Origin of the sequence: Streptomyces sp. NPDC059224 (assembly GCF_042754285.1) — a bacterium.
Taxonomy (GTDB): Bacteria; Actinomycetota; Actinomycetes; order Streptomycetales; family Streptomycetaceae; genus Streptomyces.
Map to the genome: position 1 here is coordinate 86,593 of NZ_JBHZAN010000013.1, position 17,682 is coordinate 104,274.

Below are 17,682 nucleotides of genomic sequence, written 5' to 3' on the forward strand. Positions count from 1 at the left end.
CGGCAGAGGCAGGCACAGGGGAGGCCGCGGTGGCGGTGAATGCCAAGAAGATCGCCACGTACGTGCTCGTGGTCTTCGCGCTCTACGTGATCATTACAGACCCGGCCAAAGCAGCCGATTACGTCCAGATAGGATTCGAGGGCATATCGGACGCGGCCAAGGCCATCGGATCGTTCATGACCTGGCTCGTCGACGGAGCCAAATAGCGCACCACCCCGGGAGCAGCCATGATCCGCCACCTCGCCCTCTTCAAACTCGACGAGGGCGTCGGGCGCGACGATCCGCGGGCCGTCGCGGGCGCCGCGGCCTTCGCCGCGCTCGGCGGCCAGATCGAGGACCTGCGCCACTGGGAGTGCGGCTGGAACATCACCGAGCGCCCCATCGCCCACGACTTCGCGATCAACTCGGCCGTCGAGGACGCGGACGCACTGAAGCGGTACCTGGAGCACCCGGCCCACCAGGCGGCCGCCGCGCAGTGGCGGGAGTTCGCCACGTGGGTGATCGCGGACTACGAGTTCTGAGCCGTACCGCGCCTCCTCGACGGCCGCGCGACGGCTTCTGGAGACAGGCCCTCCACCGGGAACGGTGGGGGGCTTTTCTGTGGGTTATGCCCCAACTTGCCGACTTTCACTCTCAACACGACGTTATGGGGTGCTTGCGCACGGTGCACATGTCTTGTGATGCTATGACCGCTTTTGACGGATGATTGACCGATGAAGAGGTGGCGTTGACCGTGTCGGCCAGTTCTGCGCCGCCCCAGGAAGAGGCGCCCGCCCCCGCTCCCCCCACTGCCCAGCCTCCCGCCCAAGGAACGGTCCAGCCCCCCGCCCAGGCGCCCGCGCCGCCCCCGGAGAAGCGTCGCGGCGCCGACACCCGGGCGCTGACCCAGGTGCTCTTCGGGCAGCTGAAGGACCTCAAGCCGGGCACGCCGGAGCACAACCGCGTGCGGGCGGCGCTCATCGAGGCGAACCTCCCTCTCGTGCGCTACGCGGCCGCCCGCTTCCGCTCCCGCAACGAGCCGATGGAGGACGTCGTCCAGGTCGGCACCATCGGCCTGATCAACGCCATCGACCGCTTCGACCCGGAACGGGGCGTGCAGTTCCCGACCTTCGCGATGCCGACCGTCGTCGGCGAGATCAAGCGCTACTTCCGGGACAACGTCCGCACCGTGCACGTCCCGCGCCGGCTGCACGAGCTGTGGGTCCAGGTGAACAGCGCGACCGAGGACCTGACCACCGCCTTCGGGCGCTCCCCCTCCACCGCCGAGATCGCCGAACGGCTGCGGATCAGCGAGGAGGAGGTGCTGTCCTGCATCGAGGCCGGCCGGTCGTACCACGCGACCTCCCTGGAGGCCGCCCAGGAGGGCGACGGGCTGCCGGGTCTGCTGGACCGCATCGGCTACGAGGACCCGGCCCTGGACGGTGTGGAACACCGCGACCTGGTCCGCCATCTGCTGGTCCAGCTCCCTGAGCGGGAGCAGCGGATCCTCCTCCTGCGCTACTACAGCAACCTCACCCAGTCGCAGATCAGCGCGGAGCTGGGCGTCTCCCAGATGCACGTCTCCCGTCTCCTGGCCCGCAGCTTCCAGCGACTGCGTTCGGCGAACCGCATCGAGGCCTGACCCACCGCCACCCCTGCCCCGAGTCCCGCGCCGGGCCCCGCCTCGCGGCCCGCCCCCGCGCCGTGCACCGCGGCCCGCCCCGGGCCCGCCCCCAGCCCCACGACAGGATCCGCCCCGAAGCCCGCACCGCGCCGCACCGCGCCGCGCGGCAGCGCCCGGCGGACCGCGCCGAAGCCCGCCCGCCGCCGCGGCCTCTGCCGGGCCCCGCCCCGCAACGCGCCCCCCCGGCGCCGCCGGGCCCCACGGCGGCATCCACCCCGCACCCCCGCCCAGCCGCCGGAGGCCGCCACGCGCGACGGCGCATGCGCCGTCGCGCGGTCCTCCGCACGCACCGGCGCAGCGCCCGCAGGCCGGCCCGTTACCGGTCCGAGACGCGCTTCAGGTGACTTGGCGCGGCCATAACCGCAAGCAGGATCGAGCCATCACCGTCGCGAGCGAATCGCTCACCAGCACACTTCCCGACAGTTGGGGGTCGAAATAGCGTCAGACCCCTTGCACGCAGGGCCGATTCGGTTCTTACATGTCGACATGTCACTACAGCGTGTTGCCGACATGTGACATTCTGCGGGAAGCGCGTTTGCCGGGGCTTCGGCTCCGGTATTCAGGTGAAGGCGCCGTTCCTCGTGAGGGGCGTCGCCGCGACCGTCCCGCGACCCAAAGGGGGTGGCATGTCCGCAGACCAGGGCAGCTCGAAGGTGCTTACGCTCACGAAGAGCGAGGCAGCGCCCAAGGAGCTCGACGCCATCGACGTGCTCGACAGCATCGACGGCGCCCCGGCGCTGGAGACCCCTCCGACCCCGGAATCCCCGGTGGCCTCGGGAAACCTCGACACCCGCACCCTGTCCCGCTCCCTGTTCCTGCGCCTCGCCGCACTCGATGAGGACAGCCCCGAGCGTGCCTACGTCCGGGACACCCTGATCGAACTGAACCTCCCCCTCGTGCGCTACGCGGCGGCCCGCTTCCGCAGCCGCAACGAGCCGATGGAGGACATCGTCCAGGTCGGCACCATCGGCCTGATCAAGGCGATCGACCGCTTCGACTGCGAACGGGGCGTGGAGTTCCCGACGTTCGCGATGCCGACGGTCGTCGGCGAGATCAAGCGGTTCTTCCGGGACACCTCCTGGTCGGTGCGCGTCCCGCGCCGGCTCCAGGAGCTGCGCCTGGCCCTCACCAAGGCCAGCGACGAGCTCTCCCAGAAGCTGGACCGCTCCCCGACGGTCACCGAACTGGCCGCGGTGCTCGGCGTGTCCGAGGAGGACGTGGTCGACGGTCTGGCCGTCGGCAACGCGTACACCGCCTCCTCCCTCGACTCCCCGGCCCCCGAGGACGACGGCGGCGAGGGCTCGCTGGCCGACCGCCTCGGCTACGAGGACACGGCCCTGGAGGGCGTGGAGTACCGCGAGTCGCTGAAGCCGCTGCTGGCCAAGCTCCCGCCCCGCGAGCGCCGGATCATCATGCTCCGCTTCTTCGCGAACATGACCCAGTCCCAGATCGGCGAAGAGGTCGGCATCTCCCAGATGCATGTCTCCCGCCTGCTGACCCGCACCCTGGCCCAGCTCCGTGAGGGCCTGATCGCGGACTGAACCGGTTCCGACGGGTTCCTTACTGACGGAGCGTCAGCCACACTGGCGCGATGCTTCTCCGTAGGACACCGAGTGGCCGCCGGGGCGCCGTCACGGCTTCGGCGGCCGCCCTCTGCCTGGCCTCGGCACTCACGGCGTGCGGAGGCGGTGACGGCGGCGGCTACACGGCGGTGGGGGCGGCGGGCGCCAGCGCGGGGCCGCCCGGGACGTCGTCGGGACCCACGGGATCGGTGACGCTGGTCCCGCTGGACGGCTCCTCGGCGGGGACGGCGCACAGGTCGCCCCCGGCCGGAGACGGCCCGGCGGACACGGCGGACACGGCGGACACGGCGGGCGGACCGGCCGGTCCCGCGGCCCCGACGCCCTCGCCCGGCTCCTCCGGCCACGACGACACCCGGCCCCGACGGTCCGCTCCGTCGGCACCGGCCCCGTCACGGCCGTCCGCCACTTCACCGACCGGCGCCACACCCGGCGCCCCATCCGGCACCGCCCCACCCGGCCGCACCTCGCCCGCCGCCCTCACCTGGAGCGCCCCCACCCGCGAGCCCACGGACAAACGGTGGTGCGAGAAGGTGACGGTCGAGTTCCGCAACTCGGGCGGCACGGCGGTCCGTTCCGGCACGGTCACGCTCGGCACGCACATCATCGGCCTGCTGGGCATCGACTGGGCGACGATCGGGTCGACACGGCCCGTGCCGGCGCCGGTCGCGGCCGGCGCCCGTACGAGCGCGACCTGGACGATCTGCGTGGACGACTGGCGCGTGCCCCTGGGCATGCACATCGAGACCCGGGTCGTGACGGTCGACTGGAACTGAGCCGGCGGATCCGTACGGGCACGACGAAAGCCCGGGGCAGCGGACCCCGGGTGCTTCGTCGCGCCGCCGCCCCGGCCCTCGTACCGCCCGAGGGGCCGAGCGGGCGGCGGGTGACTACTTGAGTGCCAGCCAGGCCACCGCCGCGACCACGACCACCACGGCGACGACGCCGAGGATCAGGCCGATGCGGGGGCCGCCGGAGGCGGTGGAGGGGGACGCCGTCTGCTGGGAGGTCTGCGGGGCCTCGTCGACGAACGCGCGGAACATCTGGGTGCTGCCGGCGGGGTCGTAGTTGCCCTGCGGGCCCTGGGTGTTAGCCATGCCCCGAGACACTAGCGAATCCGGTGGTCCGGCCCAAGTGGGGGGCCGCCCCGAAGTACAAGCCGCCCCACCTGGGTGTTTACGATCGCAATATTTGTCTTTGCCAAGTTTTTGTCCCCATTGCCGCCCGCTTATTTGCCTGTGGCAACCAAGCATTCTATGGTTGCCCCAAGCAACGAATACGGGAGGTGTGATGGCGGAGCAGGCGCAGTTCGAGGAGCTGGCGCGTCAGCTCAGCGCCGTCGGAGCTGTGAAGCGGGACCTCGCGCGGATCCTGCCGCACGACTGCCCGGCCGGTTCCGCGGCCGTGCTGACGCTGCTCGGCCGCTATGGATCCATGCGCATGAGCAAGCTCGCCGAGCTGCTCGCCGTGGACATGTCCGTGACCAGCAGGCACGTGGCGCATGTCGCCGAACGCGGCTGGATCGAGCGGTCCCCCGATCCGGCGGACAAGCGGTCCCGCATCCTGCGCCTCACCCCCGCGGGCGAGGCGACGCTGCGGGACCTGTCCCGGCGCAGCACCGAGCTGCTGACCGAGCGGCTGGGCGACTGGAGCGACGAGGAGGTCGACCAGCTGATCCGGCTGATGACCCGGCTCCGGGACAGCTTCGGTGACTGCCGGACCGCCGTCGCCCATCCCCGTCCGGCCACGGCGGGCCCGGCCGAGCCGCTCCCGGTGGCCGCGAAGGCCGCCACGGCCCCGGTCGGCTCCGCCGCCCGCGCCCCCACCACCCCCGTACTCGAACCGACCACCCGTACACCCGCGTAGGACGTAAGAAAAGGAAGCCCATGGCAACGACCACACCAGCCGGTGTGCGGGCCCATGCAAAGCACGGGGGAGGCTCCGTCGAGCAGGCTGCCCCGATGACACACCGGCAGATCATGGAAGCGATATCCGGGCTGCTGCTCGGCATGTTCGTCGCGATCCTGTCCTCCACGATCGTCACCAACGCCCTGCCGCACATCATCACCGACCTGGGCGGCGGCCAGTCCGCCTACACCTGGGTCGTCACGGCGGCCCTGCTGTCGATGACCGCGGCCACCCCGCTGTGGGGCAAGCTCGCCGACCTGTACAACAAGAAGGCGCTCGTCCAGATCGCCCTGGTCATCTACGTCCTGGGATCCGCGGCCGCCGGTCTGTCGCAGAACGCCGGCATGCTGATCGCCTGCCGTGTCGTCCAGGGCGTCGGCGTCGGCGGTCTGTCGGCGCTCGCCCAGATCGTCATGGCCGCGATGATCTCGCCGCGTGAGCGCGGCCGTTACTCCGGCTACCTCGGTGCCACCTTCGCCGTCGCCACCGTCGGCGGCCCGCTGCTCGGCGGTGTCATCACCGACACCTCGTGGCTGGGCTGGCGCTGGTGCTTCTACGTCGGCGTCCCCTTCGCCGTCGTCGCGCTGATCGTGCTGCAGAAGACCCTGCACCTGCCCGTGGTCAAGCGTGAGGTCAAGGTCGACTGGGCCGGCGCGTTCTTCGTCGCCGCCGCCGTCTCGCTGCTGCTGGTCTGGGTCACCTTCGCCGGTGACAAGTACGACTGGATCTCCTGGCAGACGTACGCGTTGATCGGTGGCGCGATCGTCCTCGGTCTGATCTTCATCCTGGTCGAGTCGAAGGCCAAGGAACCGATCATCCCGCTGCGGCTGTTCCGCAACCGCACCATCACCCTGGCCTCGCTGGCCTCCCTGTTCGTCGGTGTCGCGATGTTCACCGGCACGGTCTTCTTCAGCCAGTACTTCCAGCTGGCCCGCGACAAGTCCCCGACGATGTCCGGCGTGCTGACCATCCCGATGATCGGCGGCCTGTTCGTCTCCTCCACCGTCTCCGGGCAGTTCATCACCCGTACCGGCCGCTGGAAGGCCTGGCTGGTCAGCGGCGGCGTGCTCGTGACGGCCGGCCTCGGCCTGCTCGGGACCATCCGGTACGACACGGCGTACTGGAAGATGGCGATCTTCATGGCGCTGCTGGGCCTCGGCATCGGCATGATGATGCAGAACCTGGTGCTCTGCACGCAGAACCAGGTCGAACCCTCCGACCTCGGCTCGGCCAGCTCCACGGTCACCTTCTTCCGTTCCCTCGGCGGTGCGGTCGGCGTCTCGGCGCTGGGCGCGGTGATGGCCCACCGGATCACGCACTACGTGACCGAGGGCGCCGCCGGCCTCCCGCACAAGTACCAGGCCGCGCTGGCCGGTTCCAGCTCGTCCAGCGACAGCATCCCGGACCTGGGCAAGCTGCCGGTCCCGCTGCGCACCCTCTTCCAGAGCGCCTACGGCCACGGCATCGCCGACGTCTTCCTGATCGCCGGCTGCCTCGCGGCCCTCGCGTTCCTGATCACCCTGTTCATCAAGGAGGTCCCGTTGCGGACCAAGGGCGCGCTCGCCCAGGCGGCCGCCGCCGAGCAGGGCATCGAGGCCGCACCGGCCGCCGCTGCCGCCGTGCCGGCTCCCGCCGAGGAGACGGTCCCCAGCTGGGCCGCCCCGGTCGTCAGCGGCACGGACACCGCCACGGAGGCCACCCGGCAGTTCGCCGCCGTGGCGACCATCGCCGCCCCCGAGCAGTCGGCGGGCTCCGGCGGTGTCCCGGTGCACGGCTTCGTGCGCGGTGCCGAGAGCGCCCCGGTCGCCCAGGCCGCGGTCACCCTCATCTCGCTCTCCGGCCGCCAGCTGGGCCGTGCGGTCGCGGGCCACGACGGCTCCTACCGCCTGGACGCCCCCGGCGCGGGTTCCTACGTGCTGATCGCCTCCGCCGACGGCTACCAGCCGCAGGCCTCCACCGTCCTGGTGGGCGAGGACCCGCTGCCGTACGACATCCTGCTCAGCGGCACCAGCGGGCTGAGCGGTGTGGTGCGCGGTGCGGGCAGCGCGCTGCCGGTCAAGGACGCGATGGTGATCGTCACCGACGTGCGCGGTGACCTGCTGGCCACCGCGGCCACCGGTGAGCAGGGCCAGTTCGCCTTCGGCGACCTGGTGCCGGGTGTGGTGACGGTCGCGGTGAACGCGGCCGGGTACCGTCCTCGCGCGCTGCCGGTCCAGATCGGCACCACCGGGGTCACCCGGATCGAGGTCGACCTGGACGCCGGCGCCCAGCTCCAGGGTGTGGTGAGGGCCCCGCACGGGCCGCTGGCCGACGCCCGCGTCACCCTTGTGGACGCGGCCGGCAACGTGGTCGGCACGTCCACCACCGGCCTGGACGGCGCGTACGCCTTCGCCGACCTGGACGGCGGCGACTACACCGTGATCGCGACGGGCTACCCGCCGGTCGCCACCGCCCTGAACGTCACCGGCGCCGGTGTCGACGGGCACGACATCGAACTCTCCCACCCTGGCGAGTAGTTCGTCCCGGCCCGGGGCAGCGATGGTTCATCGGCTGCCCCGGGCCGTCGCAATCTGCGCGATTTATAGGCCTTTTCACTCCTCCAGATCGGTTTTCAGGGAGAATTCGGGATGGGACTCACCGCCAGGATCCGCACCCGGGACGGATGGGCCGTGTCGCACGCGGTCGTCACGGTGACCGACATGACCGGCACGCAGGTGCTGCGCGTCGAGGCGGACGAGGAGGGCAGGGTGCGGGACCCGAACCCGCTCGCGCCCGGGTCGTACACCGTCATCGTCACCGCCGTGGGCTACGCGCCCGCCGCCTCCAGCGCCATCGTCACCGCCGGCGGCCGGGCCGAGATCGGCAAGGTCACGCTAGCCCGGCAGGGCGGCACCGAGCTGCCGCCGCCCGGCCCGTGGACCGTCGACCCGGCACACTCCACCGTCGCCGCGGTCGCCCAGCACCTGGGCATCTCCAGTGTCCGCGGCCGTTTCACGGACTTCACCGCGGCCATCGAGATCGCGCCCGACGACGTCACCAAGTCCCGCGTCCAGGCCGTCATCCGGGCCGCCTCCATCGACACCGGCAACGGCACGCGCGACACGCATCTGCGCTCGGCCGACTTCCTGGACGTCGAGCGGTACCCCGAGCTGACGTACACCTCGACGGGGCTGACGGTGGCCGGCTCCGACCGCTGGACGGTCCACGGCGAGCTGGCCATGCGCGGTGTCGTACGCCCCGTCGACCTGCACCTCGCCTACCTCGGCACCGGCGCCGACCCCTGGGGCGGCACCCGGGCCGCGTTCCGGGCGACGGCCGAGCTGCATCGCGAGGACTTCGCGATGAACTACAACCAGGTCGTCCAGGCGGGCATCGCCGCCATCGGTACGACCCTCAAGGTCGAGCTGGAGATCCAGGCGGTGCAGGGCGAATCCCTGCCGCAGGCGTAGGACCGGCAGGGACAGGCAGCGACCGGGCGGCGCGGTGCCCGGCGGCCTAGGCTGACGGCATGGCACCGAACATCGCGACGAACACCGCCGTCTCCCTCGACGAACTGCTGGACTTCGTACGGCCCCGCCACCGCGCGATCCTGCTCACGCGCCGTGCCGACGGCAGCCCCCAGGGGTCACCGCTGGCCTGCGGGGTCGACGACTCCGGGCGGATCGTGGCCTCCACGTACCCCGAGCGGGCCAAGACCCGCAACGCCAAGCGGGACGAGCGCGTCAGCGTGATCGTCCTGAGCGACGACTGGGACGGGCCGTGGGTCCAGATCGACGGCACCGCGGAGGTGATCGACTCGCCGGAGTCGGTGGAGCCGCTGGTGGAGTACTACCGGAACATCGCCGGGGACCATCCGGACTGGGACGAGTACCGGGCGGCAATGGTGAAGCAGGGCAAGTCGATCATCCGGGTCACCCCGGAGAGGTGGGGTCCGGTGGCCACCGGCGGTTTCCCGGCGCGGCTGGCCACGCCGGAGGCCTAGCGAGTCACCTTCGCCTCGATTCCCGCGATCAGCAGGTCCAGGGCGAAGGTGAAGTCCCTGTCCAGCATCTCGGCGACCGTGTCGCCGCCCCTGGCCGCCCTGAGGTCCGCCGATTCCTCGATGATGGCGGCCGGGCCCGGGACCTCGGTCACCGCGGTCATCGCGGTGTTGAAGTACTCGTCCGCGGTCATGCCGGCCGCCGCCACCCGCTCGGCGAAGTGCCCCTCGATGGTGCCGTAGCCGTAGACGAACTGGAAGACGGCCGAGATCGCGCCGGTCACCCCGTGTGCGGGCAGGCCGGCGCGGCGGACGACCTGCTGGACCGCCCGGGAGAAGGCCAGCGAGTGCGGGCCGATGTTCAGGTAGCGGCCGGCCAGCGGGGAGAGCCAGGGGTGGCGGACCAGCAGCGCGCGGTACTCCGTGGCCAGCGCCCGTAGTTGGTCCCGCCAGCCGTCGTCGGCCGGCTCCGGCAGGCGCAGTTCGCCGAAGGCCGCGTCGAGGGCGAGTTCCAGCAGGTCGTCCTTGGTGTCGACGTACCAGTACACGGACATGGCGGTCACCTTGAGCTCGGCCGCCAGCCGCCGCATGGAGAACTTGTCGAGCCCGTCGGAGTCCAGGAGCCGGACGGTGGCGGAGGTGATGCGGGCCCGGTCGAGACCGGACGGCTGACCGCTACGACTGCCCTTGCCGGCCTTCTCCCCCAGCCACACACTGGCCCGCGCCATCGCGGCCTCCTCCTCGACGATCACTTCCGACGATGCTACGGCCGCAACACCCCCCAGGCGACATCCCTCTCCGCCTTCCTGAGCAGCCCCGCCGCCACGAACCCCCCGGTCACCACGGCGACCGCGCCCACCAACTGCCCGGCCCCGAGCCCCGCCGACAGCGACTTCCCCGACGCCACCCAGGAGGTCAGCACCGCGCCCAGCACGGCCACCCCCAGCCGCCCGTTCCCGAACTCCGCCAGCGTGCCGTTGATCCCGGCGCCCACCCCGGCCCTCTCCGGAGGGATCGCGCTCGTGACGGCGTGCGCCATGGCCGGGTTGGCGATCGCGCACCCCGCTCCGATCAGCAGCAGACCGAGCAGCGTGCCGCCGTACCCGCTCGAATCGAGTACGGCGATGGAGACCAGCCCGAGCGACATCAGCAGCATCCCCAGGGCTACCGCCACCGGCGTACCCAGCCTGGCCGCCCACCTGGCCGACAGGCCCGAGAAGTCGAGGGCGGCGACCGTGAGCGCGAGCGGCGCCGTGCGCAGGCCGGCCTCCAACGGGCCGTAACCGAGGACGAACTGCAGGTGCTGGGTGAGCAGGAAGAGCGCGCCGCCCATGCCGAAGGTGATGAGCACCGCGCCCGCGACGGCACCCGTGAAGCGGCGGTCACGGAAGAAGTGGGGGCCGAGCATCGGGTGGGGATCCGGTTCTCCCAGTACGCGAACAGGGACAGGGCCGCCGCCACGGCCGCCGCGCCCAGTACCCGCGCCGGCGTCCAGCCGTGCGAGGGGCCGGAGACGACCGCGAAGACCAGTGCGGCCATGCCGATCGTGGAGAGCAGCGCGCCGAGGAGGTCGGGGCGGTCGCCCTGCGGGTTCTTCGACTCGGGGACCAGGACGACGACCGCCACCAGGGCCAGGGCCGCGACCGGGAGGTTGATCAGGAAGACCGCGCCCCACCAGAAGTGGTCGAGCACGAACCCGCCGATCAGCGGCCCGGCCGCGAAGCCCAGCGCGTTGACGGCGCTCCAGACGCCGATGGCCTTGGGCTGTTCGTCCCGGGCGAAGATCTGCATCACCACGGCCAGGGTCGTGGTGAGCAGCAGTGCGCCGCCCACGCCCATGCCGGCCCGTGCGGCGACCGGTTGGGCCGCGGAGCCGGCCAGGCCCGCGGCCGGCGAGCCCGCGCCGAACAGGACGGGTCCCGTGATCAGCGTCCTCCTGCGGCCGTAGCGGTCGGCCGCGCTGCCCGCGGTGAGCAGCAGGCCGGACCGCATGAGCGAGTACGCGTTGATCATCCACTGGATGTCCGCGGTGGCCGCGTGCAGCTCCCGGGTGAGGGAGGGGATGGCCACGTTCAGAACGGTGTTGTCGAGCAGCACGGTGAGCTGCGCCAGACAGATCACACCGAGGATCAGCCGGTGCTGAGGGTGGCCCCCGAGAAGTCATGTTGTACACCGCAGGAGGATTCCTGTACGGCGTACAACTTGATTCCCGGGCCGCTGTCAGCCTGCGCTCGCCTGCTGCGTCAGGTCGTAGAAGGTGGACGAACCGACCGTCACCTTCTTGAAGTTCTTCTCGACCCACGCGGTGATCTGCGCGGACGCGCCGCTGCTGCTGCCACCCGCGCCGACGCCGGTGCCGGAGGAGACGAAGTAGTGGATCCTGCCGTCCGCCACGTACTTCTTGAACTGGGCCGGCGTCGGGGACGGGTCGGTGCCGTTGAAGCCGCCGATCGCCATCACCGAGTCGTCGGTGGCCAGCTGGTAGCTCGCCGCGTTCTGGGCGCCGATGGCCGCCGCGACCCAGGTGTACTCGGACGCGTCCTTCTGCAGGAGCCTCTTGGCCTCGGGGCTGACGGTCGCGCCGTTCAGCAGGCCGCCGACTCCTGCGCCGCCGCCCATGCCGCCGCCTTCGCCCGTCCGGACGCCGCCCGGGAAACCGTTGCCGTTCTGCGTGGTGCCGTTGCCGTTCTGGCCCTGGCCCTGCTGGTTCCGGCCCGGCATGCCGCCGCCCGTGCCACCTCCGGGGAAGCCGCCGGTGCCGTTGCCCCCACCCGGGAAGCCGTTCTGGCCCTGCTGGTTCGGGCCGCCCTGGCCGAAGCCGCCACGGCCGCCGCCGGGACCGCCGCCGGGACCGCCACCCCCGCCGAAGCCCATCATGCTCGCGCCCGCCGGACCCGCCGTCGGGATGGAGCCGGTGTGCGCGGAGCCGACCGTGCTGAGGGTGTACGCCGTCGGGCCCGCCAGCGCGGCCACCAGGCCCACCGCCGCCGCCCCGAGGGCGAGCCGGCGGCTGATCCGGGCGGCGAAGACCAGACCGAGCGCGGCGGTCAGACCGCCGACCAGCACCAGCCACTTCAGCCAGGGCAGGTAGGCGGAGGTGCGGTCGAGGAGCACGTACCCCCAGACCGCGGCCGAGACCACGGCGGCGGCGAGGGTGATCGACGCCCACAGCTCGGCGCGCTTCTCCCACAGCAGCCCCGCGCCCATGCCGGTCACGGCGGCGAGGTAGGGGGCGAGGGCGACCGTGTAGTACTGGTGGAAGATGCCCGCCATGTAGCTGAAGACCACCATGGTGATCAGCAGCGAGCCGCCCCAGACCAGGAACGAGGCCCGGGTCACCGAGGTCCGGCGCAGCCGGCGCGTCGCCACCAGGCCCGCGACCAGCAGGATCAGCGCGGCCGGGAGCAGCCAGGAGATCTGGCCGCCGATCTCGGAGCCGAACATCCGGTCCCAGCCGGTGGCACCCCACTGCCCGGAGCCGGTGCCGCCGCCACCGCCGCCGACGCTGCCGGTCTCGTCGCCGCTGAGGCGGCCGAGGCCGTTGTAGCCGAAGGTCAGCGACAGGAAACTGTTGTCCTGCGAACCGCCGATGTAGGGGCGGGAGGAGGCCGGCCACAGCTCGACGACCGCCACCCACCAGCCGCCCGAGACGATCAGCGCGCCGGTCGCGAGCGCCAACTGGCCGGTCCGCTTCCGCAGCGTGTGCGGGCCGACCGCCGCGTACACGAAGGCCAGCGGGGGCAGGATCAGGAAGGCCTGCAGGGTCTTGGCGAGGAAGGCGAACCCGATCGCCACGCCCGCCCGCACCAGCCACTTCGTCTTGCCGTCCTCGACCGCGCGGACCACGAAGTAGCAGGCCAGCGCCATCAGCAGGGCCAGCATCGCGTCCGGGTTGTCGAACCGGAACATCAGCGCCGCGACCGGGGTGAGCGCGAGCACGGCGCCCGCGACCAGACCGGCCGCGGGGCTGAACCGGCGCCGCACGGAGGCGTACACGACCGCGACCGCGGCGACGCCCATGAGGACCTCGGGGCCGAGGATCGTCCAGGAGTTCAGGCCGAAGATCCGGGCCGCGATCTCCATCGGCCACAGGAACGCCGAGGGCTTGTCGACGGTGATCGCGTCGCCCGCGTCCAGCGAGCCGAAGAACATCGCCTTCCAGCTCTTGGTGCCCGCCTGGACGGCGGCCGAGTAGAAGGAGTTGGAGTACCCGTTCGCGCTCAGGTCGTAGAAGTAGAGCACCGCGGTGACGAGCAGCAGGCCGAGGAAGGCCGGGCGCGCCCAGCGGGGGTCCTCGGGGCGGCCGCGCCACAGTCCGCGGGCGAAGGGCTGCCTGGGCTCGCCCGAGCCCGGCCGCGGCACCGGCCCGGCGGGAACGTCCTGGACGTCCGGCGCGTGCCGGGGCACCGAGGGGGCTTCGGGGGACGGGCCCCCCGCGGCGGTCGGACGGCCGGTGTGGGTGCTGCTCATCGGGGACCCCCCGGATCGGTGTCATGGGGGCGCACCGGCTGCACCTGCACGGTGGCGTCCCTCCAGGTGCCGTCCGCGGCTTCGCCGGCGCGGAGCCGGGTGGTCGTGCCGGCGCCCTGGGCGTAGGGCGGGTGCGCCGGCCGCTGCGGGAGCGGACCCTGCGGCTGGTGTCCGCCGGGGACCGCGGTGTACGTCGGTGACGACGGGTTGTGCCCGGCCAGCACCGTGGAGGAGGCCTCCCGGCCGCCGTCCAGGTCCGGGAAGACCCAGGCGCGGAAGAGCAGGAAGCGCAGAACGGTCGCGGCGAGGTTGGCGGCGACCAGTACCGCCAGTTCGGTGGAGTGCGCGGGGTCGCTGCTCGCCGCGTTCAGGGCGGCGAGCGAACCGCTGGTCAGCGCCAGGCCGATACCGAAGACGACCAGGCCCTGCGCCTGGTGCCGGACCGCCCCGCCCCGGCCGCGCACCCCGAAGGTCAGGCGCCGGTTGGCGGCCGTGTTGGCCACCGCCGACACCAGCAGCGCGAGCGCGTTGGCGGTCTGCGAACCGGAGAACTCCCGGAAGAGGCTGTAGAGGACCAGGTAGAAGAGGGTCGACAGCGCGCCGACCACGCAGAAGCCGACGAGCTGACGGGCCAGCCCCTTCGGCACGTCCTGGATGTCGCGGTCGCGCGGGTCGTCGCCGAACGGGCGGGCGATCCGGTCCAGCGGCAGCGAACCGGTGGCCAGCGCCTTGCCGACCCGCCACACGCCCCTGAGGTCGTCGGTGGCCGTCTTCACGATGTGCACCGTCGAGTCCGGGTCGTCGACCCAGTCGACCGGCACCTCGTGGATGCGCAGGCCCGCGCGCTCGGCGATCACCAGCATCTCGGTGTCGAAGAACCAGCCGGTGTCCTCGACCATCGGCAGCAGCACCCGCGCGACATCGCGCCGGATCGCCTTGAAGCCGCACTGCGCGTCCGAGAAGCGGGCCTGCAGTGAGCCGCGCAGGATCAGGTTGTACGAGCGGCTGATGAACTCCCGCTTGGCGCCGCGCACCACGCGTGACGAGCGGGCCAGCCGGGAACCGATCGCCAGGTCGGAGTGGCCGGAGATGAGCGGCGCCACCAGGGGCAGCAGCGCGTTCAGGTCGGTCGACAGGTCCACGTCCATGTAGGCGAGGATCGGTGCGTCCGAGGCCGACCAGACGGTCCGCAGCGCACGTCCGCGGCCCTTCTGCTCCAGCCGGAACGACGTGACCTCGGCCAGCTCCGCCTCAAGTCGCCCCGCCACCTGTGGAGTGGTGTCCGTGGACGCGTTGTCCGCGACGGTGATGCGGAACGCGTACGGGAAGGTGCGCTTGAGGTGGTCATGCAGTCTGATGACGCATGGGCCGAGGTCCTTCTCCTCGTTGCAGACGGGGATCACTACGTCCAGGACAGGCGTGCCGGCGACTCCGGCCGGGAGGTGCTCCCGCGCCGGCAGGGTGCCGGGAGAAGAGTCGGTTCGCATGGGAACGACTCTGGTCAGGCGCCCTGTTGCACCCATGTGGTGGCACTGTGCTGTGCCTGTGAGTGCGATTGCCAGTTCGTTTCGGGGTCCGGCTGCGGGGCCGCGGGGGCGAGCGCGGGCAGGTAGAGGGTGAACACCGTGCAGCCGGGGACGCTGTCCACGGTGACGGCACCGCCGTGCGCGGACGCGACGGCCTGCACGATGGCGAGCCCCAGACCGGTGGACCCGCTGGACCGCGACCGCGCGGAGTCGCCGCGCGCGAACCGCTCGAAGACGTGCGGCAGGAACTCCGGCGGAATGCCCTGCCCGTTGTCCTCGACGTCCACGCACAGCCAGGGCCCGCGGCGCTGGATGCGGGCGGTGACGATGGTCCCCGGCGGGGTGTGCTTGCGCGCGTTGCCGAGCAGGTTGACCAGCACCTGCTGGATCCGGGCCGAGTCGGCGGCCACCAGGGCCGGTTCGTCGGGCAGGTCGAGGCGCCAGTTGTGGTCCATGCCGGCCGCGCGCGAGTCGCTGATGGTGTCGACGACGAGCGGGATGAGGTCGGTGTGCTCGAACTGCAGCGGGCGGCCCGCGTCCAGCCGGGCGAGCAGCAGCAGGTCCTCGACCAGGAGGGTCATCCGGCCGGCCTCGGACTCGATACGGCCGAGGGCGTGCCGGGTGTCGGGCCCGACCTCCTCCCGGCCCCGCCGGGTCAGTTCGGCGTAGCCGCGGATGGAGGCGAGCGGGGTGCGCAGCTCGTGGCTGGCGTCGGCGACGAACTGCCGTACCCGCATCTCGCTCTGCTGGCGGGCGTGCAGGGCGCCGTGCACGTGGTTGAGCATGCGGTTGAGCGCGGCGCCGACCTGGCCGACCTCGGTGTGCGGGTCGCACTCCGTCTCCGGGACCCGCTCGCTGAGGTTGACCTCGCCGGTGTGCAGGGGGAGTTCGGAGACGCGGGTGGCGGTGCTGGCGACCCTGCGCAGCGGCCGGGTCGCCACGCCGACCATGACGGTGCCGGCGAGGCAGGCGGCGATCAGACCGGAGAGGGTGAGGCTGATCTCGACGATGATCAGGGTGTTGATCGTGCCGTCCACGTCGGAGGTCGGGATGCCGACGTAGAAGGTGCCGTTGTTGCCCACGACGTACTGGACCTGGTAGGTGCCGAGGCCCGGGAGGCCGACCGTGTGCGCCCGCTGGTCCTGGGAGACGGAACCGAGGGCCTTGATCTGGGCCTCGTCGAGATCCTCGGGGGTCATCTGGGTGAAGCCGGCGGAGTTGTTCTCCTTGGCGCCGACCTTGCCGCTGGTGATCGACCCGTTCTCGACCTGGGCCGCGACGGTCCGCTGCGGCTGCGGCCCCTGGGTGACGAAGTCGCCGAGGCCCTTCGTCTGCTTCGGCTTGAGGGCGGGGACGTCGCCGCCCGGGGGGTCGCCCTTGCCGTCGAAGCCGCCCACGGGTCCGCCGGCCGCGCGCAGCGCGACCTCGCGCAGGTTGCCGTTCAGCTGCCCGTACAGATGGTCGCGCAGCACCAGGGTGGTGACGGTCCCGATCACCGCGCAGACCACGGCGATCAGGGTCACGGACACGACGACGAGCCGGGTCCGCAGGGTGCGCGGCTGACCTACTCGTCGCTTCTGCGCCCGCGGCCGTCGTCGCCCGCTCATGACACGGCGGGCTTGATCAGATAACCGGCCCCACGCCGGGTGTGGATCATCGGCTCCCGGCCTGCGTCTATCTTCCTGCGCAGGTACGAGATGTAGAGCTCGACCACATTGGCCTGTCCGCCGAAGTCGTAGGACCACACACGGTCCAGGATCTGGGCCTTGCTCAGCACGCGCCGCGGGTTGCGCATCAGGAAGCGCAACAGCTCGAACTCGGTGGCGGTGAGGTGGATCGACTCACCCGCCCGCGAGACCTCGTGGCTGTCCTCGTCCAGGGTGAGGTCGCCGACGACGAGCACCGACTCCGACCGGCGGTCGGCGGCGCCCGAGCGGCGGATCAGTCCGCGCAGCCGCGCCACGACCTCTTCGAGGCTGAAGGGTTTGGTGACGTAGTCGTCGCCGCCCGCGGTGAGACCGGCGATCCGGTCCTCCACCGCGTCCTTCGCGGTGAGGAACAGCACCGGCACGTCGGGCAGTTCGCGCCGCAGGCGACCGAGAACGGCGAGGCCGTCCATGTCGGGGAGCATCATGTCGAGGACGACGGCGTCGGGCCGGAACTCCCGGGCGGTCTGGACGGCACCCGTGCCGTCACCCGCGCTCCTGATCTGCCAGCCCTCGTAACGCAGGGCCATGGAAAGGAGTTCGGTGATCGACAGCTCGTCGTCCACCACAAGCACTCGGACGGGGCTCCCGTCCGGCCTCAGCAGTTCGGTGCGCCCCTGGGGCGAGGTCGTGGTCATGGTGGACACCTTGTCGGGGTCCTGTGAGAACACGCTTTCGGTAATCTGTGTTTTCCCTGAGAAACACACAGGTACCTCTCAGGGAACGCCTGGGAATCCCCCTCGCCCACGCACGGAACCGTGCCCGTGCCCGCCCTCCGGGCTGTACGGACCGTGTACGTCCGGTGTGCGTCCCGGCCCGCCGACGAGACCTCGGCGAACCGCTGATGAGA

The 17,682-nt window shown here is 71.7% G+C and carries 15 protein-coding genes and 1 pseudogene; 9 read left to right on the forward strand and 7 right to left on the reverse strand.

The genetic code is table 11. The annotated features are described in order from the left end of the window. Nucleotides 1-29: 29 nt before the first annotated feature. From ACFXI4_RS15930 to ACFXI4_RS15950, 5 genes are all read left to right on the forward strand, one after another. Nucleotides 30-206 carry a hypothetical protein gene (locus tag ACFXI4_RS15930; RefSeq protein WP_362731395.1) on the forward strand — a complete coding sequence of 59 codons (177 nt, stop codon included), beginning with the start codon at nt 30-32 and terminating at the stop codon, nt 204-206. Between the two features lie 21 nt (nt 207-227). Further along, a complete protein-coding gene (locus ACFXI4_RS15935) occupies nt 228-521 on the forward strand; it encodes a Dabb family protein (RefSeq protein WP_384990853.1) in 294 nt (97 codons plus the stop codon). Nucleotides 522-733: 212 nt separating this feature from the next. Continuing rightward, nucleotides 734-1,621: an RNA polymerase sigma factor SigF gene (locus tag ACFXI4_RS15940; protein ID WP_362731391.1), complete on the forward strand. Its 888-nt coding sequence runs from the start codon at nt 734-736 to the stop codon at nt 1,619-1,621. Nucleotides 1,622-2,289: 668 nt separating this feature from the next. Then, nucleotides 2,290-3,204, forward strand: a complete 915-nt coding sequence (locus ACFXI4_RS15945) for an RNA polymerase sigma factor SigF (RefSeq protein ID WP_384990858.1) — start codon at nt 2,290-2,292, stop codon at nt 3,202-3,204. Nucleotides 3,205-3,254: 50 nt separating this feature from the next. Then, nucleotides 3,255-4,019, forward strand: a complete 765-nt coding sequence (locus ACFXI4_RS15950; RefSeq protein WP_384990861.1) for a hypothetical protein — start codon at nt 3,255-3,257, stop codon at nt 4,017-4,019. 114 nt (nt 4,020-4,133) lie between these two features. Here the strand turns inward: ACFXI4_RS15950 and ACFXI4_RS15955 are convergent, their stop codons facing one another. Beyond that, the gene (locus ACFXI4_RS15955; protein WP_362730095.1) at nt 4,134-4,340 is read right to left on the reverse strand and encodes a hypothetical protein; all 207 of its coding nucleotides are present in this window, start codon (nt 4,338-4,340) and stop codon (nt 4,134-4,136) included. 193 nt (nt 4,341-4,533) lie between these two features. Here ACFXI4_RS15955 and ACFXI4_RS15960 point away from each other — a divergent pair, with 193 nt between their 5' ends. From ACFXI4_RS15960 to ACFXI4_RS15975, 4 genes are all read left to right on the forward strand, one after another. After that, a complete protein-coding gene (locus ACFXI4_RS15960) occupies nt 4,534-5,109 on the forward strand; it encodes a MarR family winged helix-turn-helix transcriptional regulator (RefSeq protein WP_384990864.1) in 576 nt (191 codons plus the stop codon). Between the two features lie 20 nt (nt 5,110-5,129). Further along, on the forward strand, nt 5,130-7,667 hold the full coding sequence (locus ACFXI4_RS15965; protein WP_384990866.1) for an MFS transporter: 2,538 nt from the start codon (nt 5,130-5,132) through the stop codon (nt 7,665-7,667). Nucleotides 7,668-7,778: 111 nt separating this feature from the next. Further along, nucleotides 7,779-8,600, forward strand: coding sequence for a YceI family protein (locus ACFXI4_RS15970; RefSeq protein WP_384990869.1), 822 nt, complete (start codon nt 7,779-7,781; stop codon nt 8,598-8,600). Nucleotides 8,601-8,659: 59 nt separating this feature from the next. Beyond that, nucleotides 8,660-9,133 (forward strand): PPOX class F420-dependent oxidoreductase, encoded by a 474-nt coding sequence (locus ACFXI4_RS15975; RefSeq protein ID WP_384990872.1) that lies wholly within the window; start codon nt 8,660-8,662, stop codon nt 9,131-9,133. On the opposite strand, the gene ACFXI4_RS15980 is transcribed toward ACFXI4_RS15975, so the two are convergent. From ACFXI4_RS15980 to ACFXI4_RS16005, 6 genes and pseudogenes are all read right to left on the reverse strand, one after another. Continuing rightward, nucleotides 9,130-9,858, reverse strand: a complete 729-nt coding sequence (locus ACFXI4_RS15980; RefSeq protein WP_384991107.1) for a TetR/AcrR family transcriptional regulator — start codon at nt 9,856-9,858, stop codon at nt 9,130-9,132. The two genes, ACFXI4_RS15975 and ACFXI4_RS15980, sit on opposite strands and share 4 nt — an antisense overlap. A gap of 35 nt (nt 9,859-9,893) precedes the next feature. After that, nucleotides 9,894-11,263, reverse strand: a pseudogene (locus ACFXI4_RS15985) (MFS transporter). Nucleotides 11,264-11,350: 87 nt separating this feature from the next. Beyond that, nucleotides 11,351-13,600, reverse strand: coding sequence for a glycosyltransferase family 39 protein (locus ACFXI4_RS15990; protein ID WP_384990874.1), 2,250 nt, complete (start codon nt 13,598-13,600; stop codon nt 11,351-11,353). Beyond that, the gene (locus ACFXI4_RS15995; protein ID WP_384990876.1) at nt 13,597-15,087 is read right to left on the reverse strand and encodes a glycosyltransferase; all 1,491 of its coding nucleotides are present in this window, start codon (nt 15,085-15,087) and stop codon (nt 13,597-13,599) included. The genes ACFXI4_RS15990 and ACFXI4_RS15995 overlap by 4 nt, the downstream gene beginning before the upstream one ends. Nucleotides 15,088-15,101: 14 nt before the next feature. Beyond that, nucleotides 15,102-16,733, reverse strand: coding sequence for an ATP-binding protein (locus ACFXI4_RS16000; protein WP_384990879.1), 1,632 nt, complete (start codon nt 16,731-16,733; stop codon nt 15,102-15,104). After that, on the reverse strand, nt 16,730-17,470 hold the full coding sequence (locus ACFXI4_RS16005) for a response regulator transcription factor (RefSeq protein ID WP_384990881.1): 741 nt from the start codon (nt 17,468-17,470) through the stop codon (nt 16,730-16,732). The genes ACFXI4_RS16000 and ACFXI4_RS16005 overlap by 4 nt, the downstream gene beginning before the upstream one ends. Nucleotides 17,471-17,682 lie beyond the last annotated feature (212 nt).

What these genes read in the sequence shown, in the direction of transcription:
- ACFXI4_RS15935 (WP_384990853.1), top strand. Translation starts at nt 228, where the DNA reads ATGATCCGCCACCTCGCCCTCTTCAAACTCGACGAGGGCGTCGGGCGC.
- ACFXI4_RS15945 (WP_384990858.1), top strand. Translation starts at nt 2,290, where the DNA reads ATGTCCGCAGACCAGGGCAGCTCGAAGGTGCTTACGCTCACGAAGAGC.
- ACFXI4_RS15950 (WP_384990861.1), top strand. Translation starts at nt 3,255, where the DNA reads ATGCTTCTCCGTAGGACACCGAGTGGCCGCCGGGGCGCCGTCACGGCT.
- ACFXI4_RS15955 (WP_362730095.1), bottom strand. Translation starts at nt 4,340, where the DNA reads ATGGCTAACACCCAGGGCCCGCAGGGCAACTACGACCCCGCCGGCAGC.
- ACFXI4_RS15960 (WP_384990864.1), top strand. Translation starts at nt 4,534, where the DNA reads ATGGCGGAGCAGGCGCAGTTCGAGGAGCTGGCGCGTCAGCTCAGCGCC.
- ACFXI4_RS15965 (WP_384990866.1), top strand. Translation starts at nt 5,130, where the DNA reads ATGGCAACGACCACACCAGCCGGTGTGCGGGCCCATGCAAAGCACGGG.
- ACFXI4_RS15970 (WP_384990869.1), top strand. Translation starts at nt 7,779, where the DNA reads ATGGGACTCACCGCCAGGATCCGCACCCGGGACGGATGGGCCGTGTCG.
- ACFXI4_RS15975 (WP_384990872.1), top strand. Translation starts at nt 8,660, where the DNA reads ATGGCACCGAACATCGCGACGAACACCGCCGTCTCCCTCGACGAACTG.
- ACFXI4_RS15980 (WP_384991107.1), bottom strand. Translation starts at nt 9,858, where the DNA reads ATGGCGCGGGCCAGTGTGTGGCTGGGGGAGAAGGCCGGCAAGGGCAGT.
- ACFXI4_RS15990 (WP_384990874.1), bottom strand. Translation starts at nt 13,600, where the DNA reads ATGAGCAGCACCCACACCGGCCGTCCGACCGCCGCGGGGGGCCCGTCC.
- ACFXI4_RS15995 (WP_384990876.1), bottom strand. Translation starts at nt 15,087, where the DNA reads ATGCGAACCGACTCTTCTCCCGGCACCCTGCCGGCGCGGGAGCACCTC.
- ACFXI4_RS16000 (WP_384990879.1), bottom strand. Translation starts at nt 16,733, where the DNA reads ATGAGCGGGCGACGACGGCCGCGGGCGCAGAAGCGACGAGTAGGTCAG.
- ACFXI4_RS16005 (WP_384990881.1), bottom strand. Translation starts at nt 17,470, where the DNA reads ATGACCACGACCTCGCCCCAGGGGCGCACCGAACTGCTGAGGCCGGAC.